The sequence below is a fragment of the Mycobacterium sp. Panama NTM2 genome (assembly GCF_054355555.1).
Genome location: NZ_CM135953.1, coordinates 4110403 through 4122961, shown reverse-complemented (window position 1 = coordinate 4122961; position 12559 = coordinate 4110403). Strand labels below are relative to the sequence as shown.

The following is a 12559-nucleotide window of genomic DNA, read 5'->3' as shown; positions in this document are numbered from 1 at the left end:
TGGCGGTGACATCTGGCAGACTGTGGACTCCGTGGGCTTGAATCTGGGAATCGTCGGACTGCCGAACGTGGGCAAATCGACCTTGTTCAACGCGCTGACGCGCAACGACGTGCTTGCCGCCAACTATCCGTTCGCGACGATCGAACCGAACGAGGGTGTGGTGGCGCTTCCGGACCCCCGTCTGGACAAGCTCGCCGAGATGTTCGGTTCGGAGAAGACCGTGCCGGCGCCGGTGACGTTCGTCGACATCGCCGGCATCGTCAAGGGCGCCTCCGAGGGCGCGGGACTGGGCAACAAATTCTTGGCCAACATCCGGGAGAGCGACGCAATCTGCCAGGTGGTCCGCGTGTTCGCCGACGACGACGTCGTACACGTCGACGGTCGCGTCGACCCGAAGTCCGACATCGAGATCATTGAGACCGAGTTGATCCTGGCCGACATGCAGACGTTGGAGCGCGCACTGCCGCGGCTGGAGAAGGAAGCGCGCACGAACAAGGATCGGCGGCCGGTGCACGAGGCGGCGCTGGCTGCCCAAGAAGTGCTCAACGGCGGCACGACGCTGTTCGCCGCCGGTGCCGACGTGTCGCTGCTGCGCGAGCTGAACCTGATGACGTCGAAGCCCTTCTTGTACGTGTTCAACGCCGACGAGTCGGTGCTGACCGACGCCGCACGCGTGGCGGAGCTGCGTGAGCTGGTGGCTCCGGCGGACGCGGTGTTCCTCGACGCCAAGATCGAGGCGGAACTGCAGGAGCTCGACGAGGAGTCGGCCACCGAGCTGCTCGAGTCGATCGGCCAGACCGAGCGCGGCCTGGATGCGTTGGCGCGCGCCGGGTTTCACACCCTGAAATTGCAGACCTACCTGACCGCGGGGCCGAAAGAGGCGCGCGCGTGGACGATTCATCAAGGCGACACCGCGCCGAAGGCGGCCGGGGTGATCCACTCCGACTTCGAGAAAGGCTTCATCAAGGCAGAGATCGTGTCCTTCGACGATCTGGTGGCCGCCGGTTCGATGGCCGCGGCGAAGGCCGCGGGCAAGGTCCGCATGGAGGGCAAGGATTACGTGATGGCCGACGGCGACGTGGTGGAGTTCCGCTTCAACGTGTGAGAAGTGATGTGATGGCTGAGGGCGACTTGCTCACGACATACCGTGCCTACCTGGGGTGCTTGAACGCGCGACGGTGGGACGAACTCGGACGATTCGTCTCGGAGGCCGTTGTGCACAACGGGATTCGGCTAGGGCTCAGCGGCTATCGCGCGATGTTGGACAGTGACACCCGAGCGGCGCCGGACCTGCAGTTCGTGCCGGAGATCTTGACCGCCGACGGTCAGGTCGTGTCCTGCCGGCTGTTCTTCCAGTGCACCCCACGCGACGTCTTCTTGGGTTTCGAACCCTCGGGTGGGCGAGTGTCGTTCGCCGAGCACGCCTTCTACAGGTTCGACAACGGTCGGATAGCCGAGGTGTGGTCGGTGATCGACAAGGAAGCCGTCCGCGGGCAGATCGCTCGAGAGCAGTAGCGCTCACGGCGAGTTGGTGACGTGCTTCATCCTGGGCAGCGAAAACAGTTCCTAGGCTGACCGTATGCGCTTGCAGTTGTCGTCCTTCATCGATCCGAGCCTGCTCGCATTGGTCGACGAGTCTCGTGCGTTCTACGCTCGCCGGCCGCCCGGGCGCGGTCCGGCGACGTTCGACGAGCTTCATGCCGTCCGCGCCGCGGTGCCGATGTCGGTCGAAAGTGAACCCACCCCCGCCGTCGAGACCGTGAGCGCCGGTGGGCGACGCGTGCCCGTCCGAATTCACACTCCGGTGAATCGGGCTGCCGCGGGCGTGCTGCTGGAGGTCCACGCCGGCGGCTTCTATCTCGGCTCGGCCGCGGCCAGTGACATTCGGAATCGCCGTCTCGTCGACGCTTTGGGAGTTGCGGTGGTCAGCGTCGACTATCGGCTGGCACCTGAACATCCCTGGCCTGCAGCACCAGACGATTGCGAGACCGCCGCGATGTGGCTGGCGGAGAACGCCGAAGCGCGGTTCGGGACGACGCGGCTCGCCATGACGGGACTCTCCGCGGGGGCCACACTCGTGGCGGCGGTGCTCGTGCGCCTCCGCGATCGCGGGGTTCACGCATTCCGCGCCGCTGTGGTGCAATGCGGCACCTACGATCTCTCCGCGCACACACCGGCCGGTCGTCTGATCGCTGATGAGTACTTCATCAGGGCATTCGCAGGTGATGCGCCGGATCGAACGGTGCCCGACATCTCGCCTGTCTTCGCGAATCTCAAGAGGCTTCCGCCGTTCCTGATCGTCATCGGCGCGGAGGACGTGCTGCTGGAGGACAATTTCGCCATGGCGGCGCGACTCCTGGCGGCGGGCGTCGAAGTCGATCTGCGGGTGTATCCCGCATCGCCGCATGCGTTCACAGCGCACGCGACCTCGATGGCACGTGCGGCTGGGGCCGGAATCGAAGGATGGCTTCGAGACCGCATCCGGATCGGGGTATGACCCGGCATCGCCACGGCGCGACGACTACGTGTGATTCGCCGGCGACGTGACGGGCGACACCGCCCGATCCAGCTGGTTGATGGGCATCATGTCGGTCGCGCAGCGCGCGCTCGCGGGGCTGGCTCACCACTTGGCGAACCGACCGGATCCGCAGGCCGGGTCGTGAGCCGCCTCCTCGATCGCGAGAAACGCGCGCACGTGGCAGCGACGGTGTCGGTGGCCCGGTCTACCGTCACCCTCTGTGAAGCTCCTGTCCATTCGTCTCATCACCGCTGACGTGCCGCGCCTCGTCTCGTTCTATGAGCTGGTCACCACCGCATCGGCGATCTGGGGCAACGAACTGTTCGCCGAGATCCCCACACCGGTCGGCACGCTGGCGATCGGCAGTGACAAGACCGTGCCGTTGTTCGGTGAAGGCTCTGCCGAGCCTGCGGCCAACCGCAGCGCGATCATCGAGTTCCTCGTGGCCGACGTCGATGCCGAATATGCCCGTCTCCGAGAACAACTGGACGATGTGGTGACCGAACCGACGACGATGCCGTGGGGCAACAGGGCGCTGCTGTTCCGCGACCCGGACGACAACCTGGTGAACCTGTTCACGCCGGTGACGGACGACGCACGCGCCAAGTTCGGGGTGTGAGTCAGTCGTACACCACGTCCAGCCCGCGGGCCTTCAAGTCGGCCAGCCCATCGAGCATGCTCTGGACTTGATCGGCCGAATGCCCGACCCAGTCGATGATCTCGCCGATGACGCGCACCGGTTCGCGGGTGCGGTAGGACAGCGTCGGATTGCCCGGCATGCGCTTGTCGGTCACGTTGGGGTCGTCCTCGAGGGGGCCTGTCGGCTCGACGACGTAAATGCGGCCCCTGCCGTCACCGGCAGCCAACTCCGCCCCCCACGTCGCCGCGTCCAGCGTGCGGGTCACGTAGATGTGGTTCGCCCGTCGGTTGGGGTCATGATTCATCGATCGACCCGGCACCAGCAGATCGCCCACGGCGAGGTCGGCCTTCGTGCCGTGGAGAAGCGCGCCAGAGTCGTGTGGCACAAAGGGTTTGGGTGATTCAGGCATCGCAGTCTCCGTTCGCGGGGTGATCCGGTTCGGAGCAGTCTGCGCCATCACAGGGGTCTTGCGGCAAGCCCCCTGCCGTGCGACAGTCTGAGAAGGGAACGCGTGATTCAGCGCGGGGTGAGCCTCATGATCGGGATCTGTCGTCCACTGTCGGCAGTCCGCTCCCGGTAGTCGTCGTAGCCCGCGTACACCTTCTCGGCCAACGCGAACAGCCGGGCGTATTCGTCCGGGTCGGTGACCTCGGTCGCGGTGAACGGCTCGTCGCCGAACTCGCAGTCCGGATGCGCCGTCAGGTTGAAATACCAGGACGGATGGCGCCGCTTCCCGTAGTTGGAGGCGACCAGGATGACGTCGGAACCGTCGTGGAAGTACGTGAGCTGCGTCTGCCGCCGCTGACCGGATTTCGCCCCGGTGGAGACCAGCGGAGCATTGATGATGGGCCCCATGTTCACCCGCCCGCCGGTCAGACGGAACAGGTAGGGATCGGTGCGCCGCGCGACATGGCGGGCGAAGAACTGGCCGACCGGAGAGCGTCCGAACCGCACCCCGCGCTGGTAGGAGCGCCCCCGCTTGCGGTGCGGGTCGACGTAGCGAAGCGGCATACCGGGAAAGCTACCTCAGCGCCGTGACGGCACTCGACCGCGCCGGGGCGTGACTCGCCCCCGTACGCTGCGCTGCAACTGGCTGACGGCCACCAGCGTGACAAGGGAGACGGCCTGAAGGGCGAGCGCAGGACGCCGTGTGCGCTGGCGCCAGCTCGGCCGCGGCGATGCCGCGCGGCGGCCCAGGTAGAAGCCCAACAGACCCGTGGCCGCCATCATCGACAACACGACAACGGCGGCCACGGTGTTCAGCTTTCCCGACCGCGATCGCAGTCAGGTCACAGCGGGGCTACGGCTGAGAAATCAGGCCGCGTAGCCGATGAACAGTCCGTTCCACCAGATACCCCACGAGTTGCTGCCGGGATTCCACACCAGTGGCTGAGGGTCGCGGATACCGAGGTCGATCCAATTGGCGGGCCGCCACACCGGCGGAAGGCCGACACGCACGGGATCGCCCCAGTGTCCGGGCGGGCCGGCGAGCGGACCCGGACCCTTGGCCACCAGCCCCGGCGGGCCGAACGGGTTGTGGCCCGGCGGGTCGCCCGGGAGCCAGATGTCGTCGTGACCGTGGCCCGGCTTCGCCTGGGCAACTCCAGCTCCGATGCCGAATGCGGCCGAACTGAGCGCTGCAGCCGCCACAGCACCGGCGGCGATCTTCTTGAACTGCATGAACCCTCCTCAGAGTCGCTGTCAGGAACGCAACGACCCCCCGATCGATTTCTTAGCGTAGCCACAGAATTCGTTGAGTAAACCGGCGCGCGGCCGCAACGAGTTCCGACGTTCCGTCAGGGTTCAGCGTCGAGCAGGCCAAGGCTGTTTCCCGCCTTGTTTGTGAACCACAACACATGTGGGTCGGGTCCCGGCTTGATGTCGAACGGTCCGCGGATGTCCGGCGAACCGAGGAACGACCAGGCGCGGGGATCCGAGGCCCGGTCCGGTGCGACGCTCGCGATGCGGTCCGCGGCGGTGTCCACGAGCCACAGCCGGCCATCTGTCCCGGTGCAGATTCCGTCCGGCTCGATGAGCTCACCGTGGGTGAAGAGGCGCATGGTGCCGATGGGGTTCATCGGTTCGAACGAGATCAGGCCGGCCGGCCCGCGGGTGGTCAACCACAGTGTGCCGTCGTCACCCTGCGTCCACGCCCGCGGTGTCGCCGGAAGCGGTGCGACCGTTGTCACGTTCTCGCTGCGCGGGTCGCAGGTGCCCAGCGATCTCGCATTGACCCACCACGGCTGTCCCTCGGTCGTCACGAACAGCGCAGCCGGGGCCGCGATGCCGTTGCCGGTGACGAGGCGCACCGTCGCCGCGGGGTCGTCCGCGCACGGATCGACCGAACCGATGGCGTCGATGCCGCGCAGTGAGAACCACAGCCGACCGTCGGGGGCTGACTTCAGCGCCACCGGGCGACTGCCCGCCGGCAGGGGATAGGGCGTGATCGTTTGTGCCGGATCGGAGCTGCGGGGGTCGATGGCCACCAGCGCGTCGGAGCCGAGGCTGGTGAACCACACACGGCCGTCGGCGGCCGGGAAGATGTTGGCGGGGAAGCGGATGACGCCCGGCTCGGCGCCGAACAGCTCGACCTGCCCGTCGCGCACGCGACCGACCCGGTCGTCGCCGATGTTGGTGAACCAGACCTCGCCGTGGGCGGCGATGATGCCCGAAGGTGCGTTGAGCCCCGGGTGGTGCACGGCGGTGATCGGGGACATGCCGATCGGGTCAGCCGGCCCGGTATTCGACGACGCGGTCCCGGCTCTGCAGTGCCTCACCCTCGATGACGACGAGTTCGGTGTCGGTCAGCCGGTAGGTGGTGGTGTCGTTGCGTGCTTCGAACCCGGCCGGAATCAGCCGGACGTCGTCGAGGCGCAGTGACGCCCCGTCACGCAGTCGCACGCCGCGGTAGAGATATCTGTTCCCCTCGCGGCAGACCGCGACGGCTGCGCGTTCGGTGCGGGCGACGGCGACGGCGCGTTGGTCGGAGTCGCACCGGGCCGCCGAGTCGACGAAACCCTGACTGTCCATCGGCATCGTCGCGGGCGCGGCCGGCGCCGCCGGTGCCACCGGTGCCACCGGCGAGGGCAGGGGCTGGGGCGCCGGTGCAGGCGCGATGGGTGCGGCCAGCCGCGCCGAGCTCGTATCCGACTGCGCCGGTATGGAGTGCACCTCCAGCGTGGACGGGGCGCGGGAAGTGAGCAGAAGCGCGACGACGATCGCGAGCGTGCCGAGTGAGGCGACGACGATGGACACTGCCCGACCGCGCGAGCGTGCGCGCGGCGCGTCGTCAGCGTCGTGGGACGGCTGGGTGGTGACGGTCATGCCTGACACTCCCTTGTCTCGCGGTGCCTGCGAACAGCAAAGCACCGCAGGCGCGCGCACGCCCGTAGCCGCTCCGGCGTTTCACCGACGTGTTCAGGGCAGAACCGCGATCTCGTCACCGAGTCGGTACCCGTCGGCGAGCGGTAGAACGTCGCCGCTCCAGAACGATCCCGGATCGAACCAGTTCGCATGTTTCTCGGTGACGAGTAGGCCCATCTCCTCATACGTGATCGCCACCGTCTCCGCGCAGTAGGCGGTCTCCAAACCCATCTGCGCGCGCTGCGCCTTGCGCGTTTCGGCCGCTCGGCGAACGGCGCTGTGCAACAACGGGATTCCACGGGTGAAGTCGCTGACGGTGGGAACCCGCCCGCGGAGCCAGCGCCCCGTGAGGCGCGCCGTCGAGGGAAACGGGGTGCCGTCCATGCGGGCGATCACGGTGAGCATGCGGTCCTCTTGCGCCCGGTCGGCGTGCGGCGTGAGCTGACGCAGCCAGCAGCGCTGACCGTAGGCGGTCGTCCAGCGATGCACCGCTGCCCGCAGATCGTTGAGTTGCACCCCGCGATGGTGCGTGCCCGTCCACAGGTCGAGGAGCTTGTCACCGAGCTCTGCATGCCAGATCAGCGGCGGCAGATCGTCGAGCGCCACGGTCATCCCGACGTGATTGACGGGACTGTTGGTCATCGACTGGATCGCCCGGTCGGGGCCTGACTGGCCGTCGAACAACCAGATGTCGCCGGTGCGCGTCTCCTCGAGTGCGCGCTCCAGGGACACCGTGCTTGGAAACATGTCCGCAGCTTAGGCAGACTGACCGGTATGCGGGGACTCTGGAAGTGGGTCGGGCTGGCCGGGGCGGCCGGTGTGGTCGCCGGTGGTGTGCTGGTCGCTCGCGACCAGCGACGGCGAAACTCCTACACCCCCGACGATATTCGCGCCCGGCTGCATCAGCGCCTGGCGCAGGCGGGACAACCCGACGTCACGCCGTGACCTCGTACAGCGTGTGGGTGCCGGAAAACCCTTTCAACTCGGTCTCGTGGCTCGCCTCGATGACCAGGTCGTCGCAGTCGTCGAGCGCGTCGCGCACCGCCGAACTGACCAGTATCTGACCACCGTCGGCCTGCGCGGCGACCCGCGCCGCCATCGCCACGTTACGACCGAACACGTCGTCGCCGCGTAGCACGGACTTCCCCGTGTGGATACCGATGCGTACCCGAATACCGTTGCGCCGCTTGGACAGTGCGTCTTGAATGTCCACGGCGCAGCGAACCGCCTGTTCGGGACGGGCGAACGCGACCATGAACCCGTCGCCCTGGCTCTTCACCACGTGGCCGTCGTGGTGCTCCACGTGGCGGCGCACGGCACGGTCGTGTCTGCCGATCAACCGCACGAAGGCCCGGTCGCCGATGCGTTCGTTGAGCGCGGTCGACTCCTCGATGTCGGAGAACATGATCGCGAGTCGTCCGTTGCGGGACAGGCGGGCGAGGTCGGGTCGTTCCACTTCGGCCCAGTCCGCGAGGTCCTCGATGGAAGAGCGCACCGCCGCGCCGAGCCCGTCGCGGCGCAGGATGTTCGCCGTCTGCCACACCGTTTTGACGGCCCGGGTGCCGCCCGAGACCAGCAATTGCCGGGTGTCGAGACGGCCCCGCAATTCGTCTGCTTCGGCTTCAGCGGCCCGCACCCGCCGCCACAGCACCGCGATGCCGACCGCCTCGCCCACGGCGACGACGGCGAGGGCCAGCGCGAGGATCTGCATCCCGGTCACCGGTCCAGTATTGGATGCTGGGAGCGTGAACTGCTCGCAGGCCCCCTGTTACGAGAGTCGCTGGCTGCGCGCCACCAGCGGGGACGGCGCCCGCGCGATCTGGCTGCGGGAGACGCTGCTGCGGGCGTCGACAGGTGCAGCGAGCGCCGATGTGTGGGTGATGGTGTTCGACCCCGCCGGACATCGGGCTCATCGAGAGTCGTTTCCGATCGACAGCGCTGTCTTCGCGGATGACCCGTGGACCGCGCGGATCGGGCCGAACAGTCTCACCGACACGGCCGCCGTCGGTGGTGTTCCGGGGCGCGCGCGCTGGGATCTGACGGTCCGGCCCGGCGGGGAACCCGCGGTGCGGGTGCTCTCCGACCGGGCCTATCAGGCGCGGTTTCCGCCGGCCAAGACTCTCGTGCGGCATCCCCGGGCGCAGGTGGACGGGCGACTCGAGATCGACGGTCTGACCGTCGAGGTCGACGGGTGGGTGGGCAGCGTCAACCACAATTGGGGCAGCCGGCACACCGCTGCCTACGCATACGGGCAGGTGTGCGCGTTCGACGACTCGCCCGGCACCACCCTCGAGATCGTCACGGCGCGGGCCGCGGTGGGTCCGGTGCTCCTGCCCGCCGTCACCCTCTTCGTGCTGCGCCACGCCGGCATGGAGTTCGCTGTGCGCACGGTAGTGGGCAGCCTGCAGACTCACGGCCGCTATGAGCCGTTCACGTGGAGCTTCGGGGCGCGAGTGGGCGAGCAGACGATCGAAGGGGAGATCGCCGCCGCCACACGTGACGTGATCGGCCTGACCTACACCGACACCGGTGGCGCCGAGAAGTACTGCTACAACTCCGCGCTGGCCACGTGTCGACTCCAGGTGGCCGGCATCTCGGTTCCGCGGACCGAATTGACCAGTTCTGCAGCGATGTTCGAGATGCTTGGCGCCGACCGGGTGGCGGGTGTGCCGCTGCTGGTGTGAGAGTCAGCGCAGCACGAACGAGACCACGGCGTCGGTGAAGGCGTCGTTGTCGTCGCCGGCAGCGGTGTGCCCCGCGCCGGAGAGTTCGACGAACTCGGCGCCGGGCACCTTCTGCAGGAAATCGGCGACGGCCTCCTCGCTGACCACGTCGGACAGCTTGCCGCGGATCAACAGGATGGGGATCGTCAGCTCGACGGCGGCCTGCTCGAGCTGCTCGACCCGCAGGAACGGATCGTCATGCGGCGCAGTGAGAAACGCCGGATCCCAGTGCCAGTACCAGCGTCCGTTGCGGTGCCGGAGGTTCTTCTTCAGCCCCTCGGGGTTCTGCGGACGGGTCCGGTGCGGCAGATAGGCGGCGACCGCGTCGGCCGCGTCGGAGAGGGAGTCGAACCCGTGCACATGGCTGAACATGAAGTCGCGGATGCGGGCGCTACCGTCCTTCTCGTAGCGCGGCACCACGTCGACGAGCACCAGACCGGTGACCCGCTGCGGTCCGGCGTCCCGTGCGGCCTGGATTCCGGTCAGGCCGCCCATGCTCGCGCCGATCAGTACCGTCGGCCGCCCGATCTGGTCCAGCACGGCCACGGTGTCGGCGGACAGCGCGTCGACGCTGTAGCGGGCATCCGGGGAGCGGTCGCTGTCGCCGTGGCCGCGGCTGTCCAGCGCCACCACGTGCAGCCCGCGGGAGGCCAGGATCTGTCCGGTGTTCTTCCAGGACCAGCGGTTCTGCCCACCGCCGTGCAGCATCAGCACCGACGGACGCTCGCTGTCAGCGTCGCCGGTGACCGGCGGCCGGTTCCACTCGTCGGCGACCAATCTCAGGCCGTCAGCGCCGATGAAGGTCGCGATCGTCGCATCGCTGCTGGTCATCGTCCACCGCGTCCTCTCGCCGGTCCCCGCCAGCTGAGGTTACCCAGCACACCGATTGCGCCGATCTCGGGTCCCGACAGACCACGTTCCCTAATATTTTCGCTTGTGCAAATTGAGGCGGGCTCCGACGACGAACGGCGGTGCATCATCGAGGCCGCCCACCACTGCCTGTCCGATCCGCACCGAGAGCCGGTCACGATGTCGGCGATCCTGCATTCCGCCGGCCTCTCCAGCCGGGCCTTCTACCGCCATTTCCGGTCGAAGGACGATCTCTTCCTCGCCCTGTTGCAGCAGGGCGCCGACGAGATCGCGGCCCGGGTGGACCGGGTGGCCGCCGCAGGAACCGGCAGCCCCGCCGACCAGTTGGCAGCGTGGATCGGAGAGATCTTCGATCTCCTGGTGGACCCACGCCGGCGAAGGCAGATGGCGGTCATCGACTCCGAGGAGGTCCGGTCCGCGGTCGGGTACCGGGAGCTGCGGGAGCGGTCGCACGCCATCAGAGAGGGCTCTCTGGCCCAGATCCTGCGTCGCGGGCGTGCCACCGGAGCCTTCCCGCTGACCGACCCCGACCACGACGCGGTCGCGATCAGCGCGTTGGTGAGCCGGGTGCTGTCAAGCGTCGCGCCGCAGGACGTGCAGGCGGTCAAGCTGGCCGAGTCCCGGCTCCTCGACTTCGCGCTGCGCGCCGTCGGCGCGGTGCCCCGTGAGTGAGCACGGCCGCCGGTGGCGGACTCGTGTTGGCGCACCACATTTTGGTGATATACGGTCTCCCAGCGTCCTCACAGATGTACCGTCACCCACACACCGGGGGTTGGTCAGTCGGAGGCTGTGGCGGTGAACTGTTTGCGAGGAAGGACCGGTTGAATGGTCGCTTCCGACGTCATCGGCAAGCCCGTACGCGCGTTCGGCGGGTTCTTCTCGATGGCCCTCGACACGTTCGTCGCGCTGTTCCAGCCACCGTTCGCCTGGCGCGAGTTCATCGCCCAGTCATGGTTTGTCGCGCGGGTGTCGATCCTGCCGACGCTGCTGCTCACCATCCCCTACACCGTGCTGCTGACGTTCATCACGACGATCCTGCTGACCGAGATCGGTGCGGCGGACTTCTCCGGAACCGGTGCCGCATTGGGCACGGTGCGCCAGATCGGGCCGATCGTCACGGTTCTGGTGGTCGCCGGCGCAGGCGCCACCGCGATGTGCGCCGACCTGGGGGCACGCACCATTCGTGAGGAACTCGACGCGCTACGGGTGATGGGTATCAATCCCATTCAGGCCCTTGTGGTTCCCCGCGTGCTGGCCGCGATGGTCGTCTCGCTGGCGCTGTCGGCGACGGTGATCCTCGTCGGCCTCTCGGGCGCATACTTCTTCGTCGTCTACATCCAGCATGTCTCGCCCGGCGCATTCGCCGCGGGCCTGACACTGCTCATCGGCACCACCGACGTGATCATCGCGCTGACCAAGGCGGCGCTGTTCGGACTCTCCGCCGGTCTGATCGCCTGCTACAAAGGCATTTCCGTGCGTGGGGGCCCCGCCGGGGTCGGCAACGCCGTCAACGAGACCGTCGTGTTCACTTTCATGGCGCTGTTCGCGATCAACATCGTCGCGACGGCTGTAGCGATCAAGATCACCGCATGACCGTCTCGCGGCCCCATTCCCAGTTCCCGTGGCTCAAGGCCCGGTTCCGCAGCGTGGCCGGACCGTGGAACGACATCGGTACGCAGACCAAGTTCTACGGTCGCACCCTGCGCTCGGTCGGGTACGTCTTCACTCACTACAGCGTCGAACTCATCCGCATCATCGCCGCGATGGGCCTGGGCGCAGGAGCTCTCATCGTCATCGGCGGCACCGTGGCGATCGTCGGCTTCCTGACGGTGACCACCGGCGCGCTGGTGGCGGTGCAGGGCTACAGCGACTTCTCCACCATCGGGGTCGAGGCGCTGACAGGTTTCGTCTCGGCATACTTCAACGTCCGCCTCATCGCGCCCGCCACCACCGCGATCGCGCTGTCGGCCACCATCGGCGCCGGCGCCACCGCCCAGCTGGGCGCGATGCGCATCAACGAGGAGATCGACGCGCTGGAGGTGATGGGCATCCGCAGCATCGCCTTCCTCGCCTCGAGCAGGGTGATCGCAGGATTGCTCGTCGTGATCCCGCTGTACTGCGTGGGCGTGCTGATGGCGTTCTGGGCGGCACGATTCGGCACCACCGTGATCTACGGCCAGTCCACCGGCGTCTACGACCACTACTTCAAGACTTTCCTCAACCCCACCGACCTGATGTGGTCATTCGGCCAGTGCATCGTGTTGTCGGTGATCATCATGCTCGTGCACACCTACTACGGCTACACCGCGCGGGGCGGACCGGCCGGGGTGGGGGAGGCCGTCGGGCGGGCGGTGCGGACGTCGCTGATCGTGTCGGCATCGGTGTTGGTCCTCCTCTCGCTCGCCGTCTACGGCCAGTCCGGCAACTTCAATCTGGCGGGCTGAC

17 protein-coding genes are annotated in these 12559 nt (G+C 67.6%); 9 read left to right on the top strand and 8 right to left on the bottom strand.

Annotation, left to right across the window (positions count from 1 at the left end; genetic code table 11):
- Window positions 1–31: 31 nt before the first annotated feature.
- The 4 genes from ychF to ACXYX3_RS19575 all read left to right on the top strand — a co-directional run bounded on the left by ychF (window position 32) and on the right by ACXYX3_RS19575 (window position 3137).
- Window positions 32–1105, top strand: coding sequence for a redox-regulated ATPase YchF (gene ychF, locus ACXYX3_RS19590; RefSeq protein ID WP_458608679.1), 1074 nt, complete (start codon window positions 32–34; stop codon window positions 1103–1105).
- Window positions 1106–1116: 11 nt separating this feature from the next.
- Window positions 1117–1515, top strand: coding sequence for an ester cyclase (locus ACXYX3_RS19585; protein WP_458608678.1), 399 nt, complete (start codon window positions 1117–1119; stop codon window positions 1513–1515).
- 64 nt (window positions 1516–1579) lie between these two features.
- Window positions 1580–2497 (top strand): alpha/beta hydrolase, encoded by a 918-nt coding sequence (locus ACXYX3_RS19580; protein WP_458608677.1) that lies wholly within the window; start codon window positions 1580–1582, stop codon window positions 2495–2497.
- Between the two features lie 241 nt (window positions 2498–2738).
- On the top strand, window positions 2739–3137 hold the full coding sequence (locus ACXYX3_RS19575) for a VOC family protein (RefSeq protein ID WP_241207037.1): 399 nt from the start codon (window positions 2739–2741) through the stop codon (window positions 3135–3137).
- A gap of 1 nt (window position 3138) precedes the next feature.
- On the opposite strand, the gene arr is transcribed toward ACXYX3_RS19575, so the two are convergent.
- The 6 genes from arr to ACXYX3_RS19545 all read right to left on the bottom strand — a co-directional run bounded on the left by arr (window position 3139) and on the right by ACXYX3_RS19545 (window position 7253).
- A complete protein-coding gene (arr, locus tag ACXYX3_RS19570; RefSeq protein WP_458608676.1) occupies window positions 3139–3567 on the bottom strand; it encodes an NAD(+)--rifampin ADP-ribosyltransferase in 429 nt (142 codons plus the stop codon).
- A gap of 107 nt (window positions 3568–3674) precedes the next feature.
- On the bottom strand, window positions 3675–4169 hold the full coding sequence (locus ACXYX3_RS19565; RefSeq protein ID WP_241207039.1) for a nitroreductase/quinone reductase family protein: 495 nt from the start codon (window positions 4167–4169) through the stop codon (window positions 3675–3677).
- Window positions 4170–4472: 303 nt separating this feature from the next.
- Complete coding sequence (locus tag ACXYX3_RS19560; protein WP_458608675.1) at window positions 4473–4838, bottom strand: hypothetical protein; 366 nt, start codon at window positions 4836–4838, stop codon at window positions 4473–4475.
- 116 nt (window positions 4839–4954) lie between these two features.
- The gene (locus ACXYX3_RS19555) at window positions 4955–5875 is read right to left on the bottom strand and encodes a Vgb family protein (protein ID WP_458608674.1); all 921 of its coding nucleotides are present in this window, start codon (window positions 5873–5875) and stop codon (window positions 4955–4957) included.
- 10 nt (window positions 5876–5885) lie between these two features.
- Window positions 5886–6482, bottom strand: a complete 597-nt coding sequence (locus ACXYX3_RS19550; protein WP_458608673.1) for a hypothetical protein — start codon at window positions 6480–6482, stop codon at window positions 5886–5888.
- A 93-nt stretch (window positions 6483–6575) separates the two neighbouring features.
- Complete coding sequence (locus ACXYX3_RS19545) at window positions 6576–7253, bottom strand: guanylate cyclase (RefSeq protein WP_458612152.1); 678 nt, start codon at window positions 7251–7253, stop codon at window positions 6576–6578.
- A gap of 42 nt (window positions 7254–7295) precedes the next feature.
- Between ACXYX3_RS19545 and ACXYX3_RS19540 the strand changes: the two genes are divergently transcribed.
- Entirely contained in the window at window positions 7296–7466 is a 171-nt protein-coding gene (locus tag ACXYX3_RS19540) for a hypothetical protein (protein ID WP_221356581.1), read from the top strand.
- Here ACXYX3_RS19540 and ACXYX3_RS19535 read toward each other — a convergent pair.
- Window positions 7456–8232 (bottom strand): adenylate/guanylate cyclase domain-containing protein, encoded by a 777-nt coding sequence (locus ACXYX3_RS19535; protein ID WP_458612151.1) that lies wholly within the window; start codon window positions 8230–8232, stop codon window positions 7456–7458. The genes ACXYX3_RS19540 and ACXYX3_RS19535 overlap by 11 nt on opposite strands.
- A 34-nt stretch (window positions 8233–8266) precedes the next feature.
- On the opposite strand from ACXYX3_RS19535, the gene ACXYX3_RS19530 reads away from it, so the two are divergent.
- Window positions 8267–9205, top strand: a complete 939-nt coding sequence (locus ACXYX3_RS19530) for a hypothetical protein (RefSeq protein ID WP_458608672.1) — start codon at window positions 8267–8269, stop codon at window positions 9203–9205.
- 3 nt (window positions 9206–9208) lie between these two features.
- Here the strand turns inward: ACXYX3_RS19530 and ACXYX3_RS19525 are convergent, their stop codons facing one another.
- Window positions 9209–10075, bottom strand: a complete 867-nt coding sequence (locus ACXYX3_RS19525; protein WP_241207045.1) for an alpha/beta fold hydrolase — start codon at window positions 10073–10075, stop codon at window positions 9209–9211.
- A gap of 105 nt (window positions 10076–10180) precedes the next feature.
- On the opposite strand from ACXYX3_RS19525, the gene ACXYX3_RS19520 reads away from it, so the two are divergent.
- The 3 genes from ACXYX3_RS19520 to ACXYX3_RS19510 all read left to right on the top strand — a co-directional run bounded on the left by ACXYX3_RS19520 (window position 10181) and on the right by ACXYX3_RS19510 (window position 12558).
- Complete coding sequence (locus ACXYX3_RS19520; protein WP_458608671.1) at window positions 10181–10786, top strand: TetR/AcrR family transcriptional regulator; 606 nt, start codon at window positions 10181–10183, stop codon at window positions 10784–10786.
- A 153-nt stretch (window positions 10787–10939) separates the two neighbouring features.
- A complete protein-coding gene (locus ACXYX3_RS19515; protein ID WP_221356585.1) occupies window positions 10940–11707 on the top strand; it encodes an MlaE family ABC transporter permease in 768 nt (255 codons plus the stop codon).
- A complete protein-coding gene (locus tag ACXYX3_RS19510) occupies window positions 11704–12558 on the top strand; it encodes an ABC transporter permease (RefSeq protein WP_241207047.1) in 855 nt (284 codons plus the stop codon). Before ACXYX3_RS19515 ends, ACXYX3_RS19510 begins: the two co-directional genes overlap by 4 nt.
- Window position 12559 lies beyond the last annotated feature (1 nt).

What these genes read in the sequence shown, in the direction of transcription:
- ACXYX3_RS19550 (WP_458608673.1), bottom strand. Translation starts at nt 6,482, where the DNA reads ATGACCGTCACCACCCAGCCGTCCCACGACGCTGACGACGCGCCGCGC.
- ACXYX3_RS19515 (WP_221356585.1), top strand. Translation starts at nt 10,940, where the DNA reads ATGGTCGCTTCCGACGTCATCGGCAAGCCCGTACGCGCGTTCGGCGGG.
- ACXYX3_RS19585 (WP_458608678.1), top strand. Translation starts at nt 1,117, where the DNA reads ATGGCTGAGGGCGACTTGCTCACGACATACCGTGCCTACCTGGGGTGC.
- ACXYX3_RS19525 (WP_241207045.1), bottom strand. Translation starts at nt 10,075, where the DNA reads ATGACCAGCAGCGATGCGACGATCGCGACCTTCATCGGCGCTGACGGC.
- ACXYX3_RS19560 (WP_458608675.1), bottom strand. Translation starts at nt 4,838, where the DNA reads ATGCAGTTCAAGAAGATCGCCGCCGGTGCTGTGGCGGCTGCAGCGCTC.
- ACXYX3_RS19540 (WP_221356581.1), top strand. Translation starts at nt 7,296, where the DNA reads ATGCGGGGACTCTGGAAGTGGGTCGGGCTGGCCGGGGCGGCCGGTGTG.
- ACXYX3_RS19535 (WP_458612151.1), bottom strand. Translation starts at nt 8,232, where the DNA reads ATGCAGATCCTCGCGCTGGCCCTCGCCGTCGTCGCCGTGGGCGAGGCG.
- ACXYX3_RS19555 (WP_458608674.1), bottom strand. Translation starts at nt 5,875, where the DNA reads ATGTCCCCGATCACCGCCGTGCACCACCCGGGGCTCAACGCACCTTCG.
- ACXYX3_RS19565 (WP_241207039.1), bottom strand. Translation starts at nt 4,169, where the DNA reads ATGCCGCTTCGCTACGTCGACCCGCACCGCAAGCGGGGGCGCTCCTAC.
- ACXYX3_RS19580 (WP_458608677.1), top strand. Translation starts at nt 1,580, where the DNA reads ATGCGCTTGCAGTTGTCGTCCTTCATCGATCCGAGCCTGCTCGCATTG.
- arr (WP_458608676.1), bottom strand. Translation starts at nt 3,567, where the DNA reads ATGCCTGAATCACCCAAACCCTTTGTGCCACACGACTCTGGCGCGCTT.
- ACXYX3_RS19510 (WP_241207047.1), top strand. Translation starts at nt 11,704, where the DNA reads ATGACCGTCTCGCGGCCCCATTCCCAGTTCCCGTGGCTCAAGGCCCGG.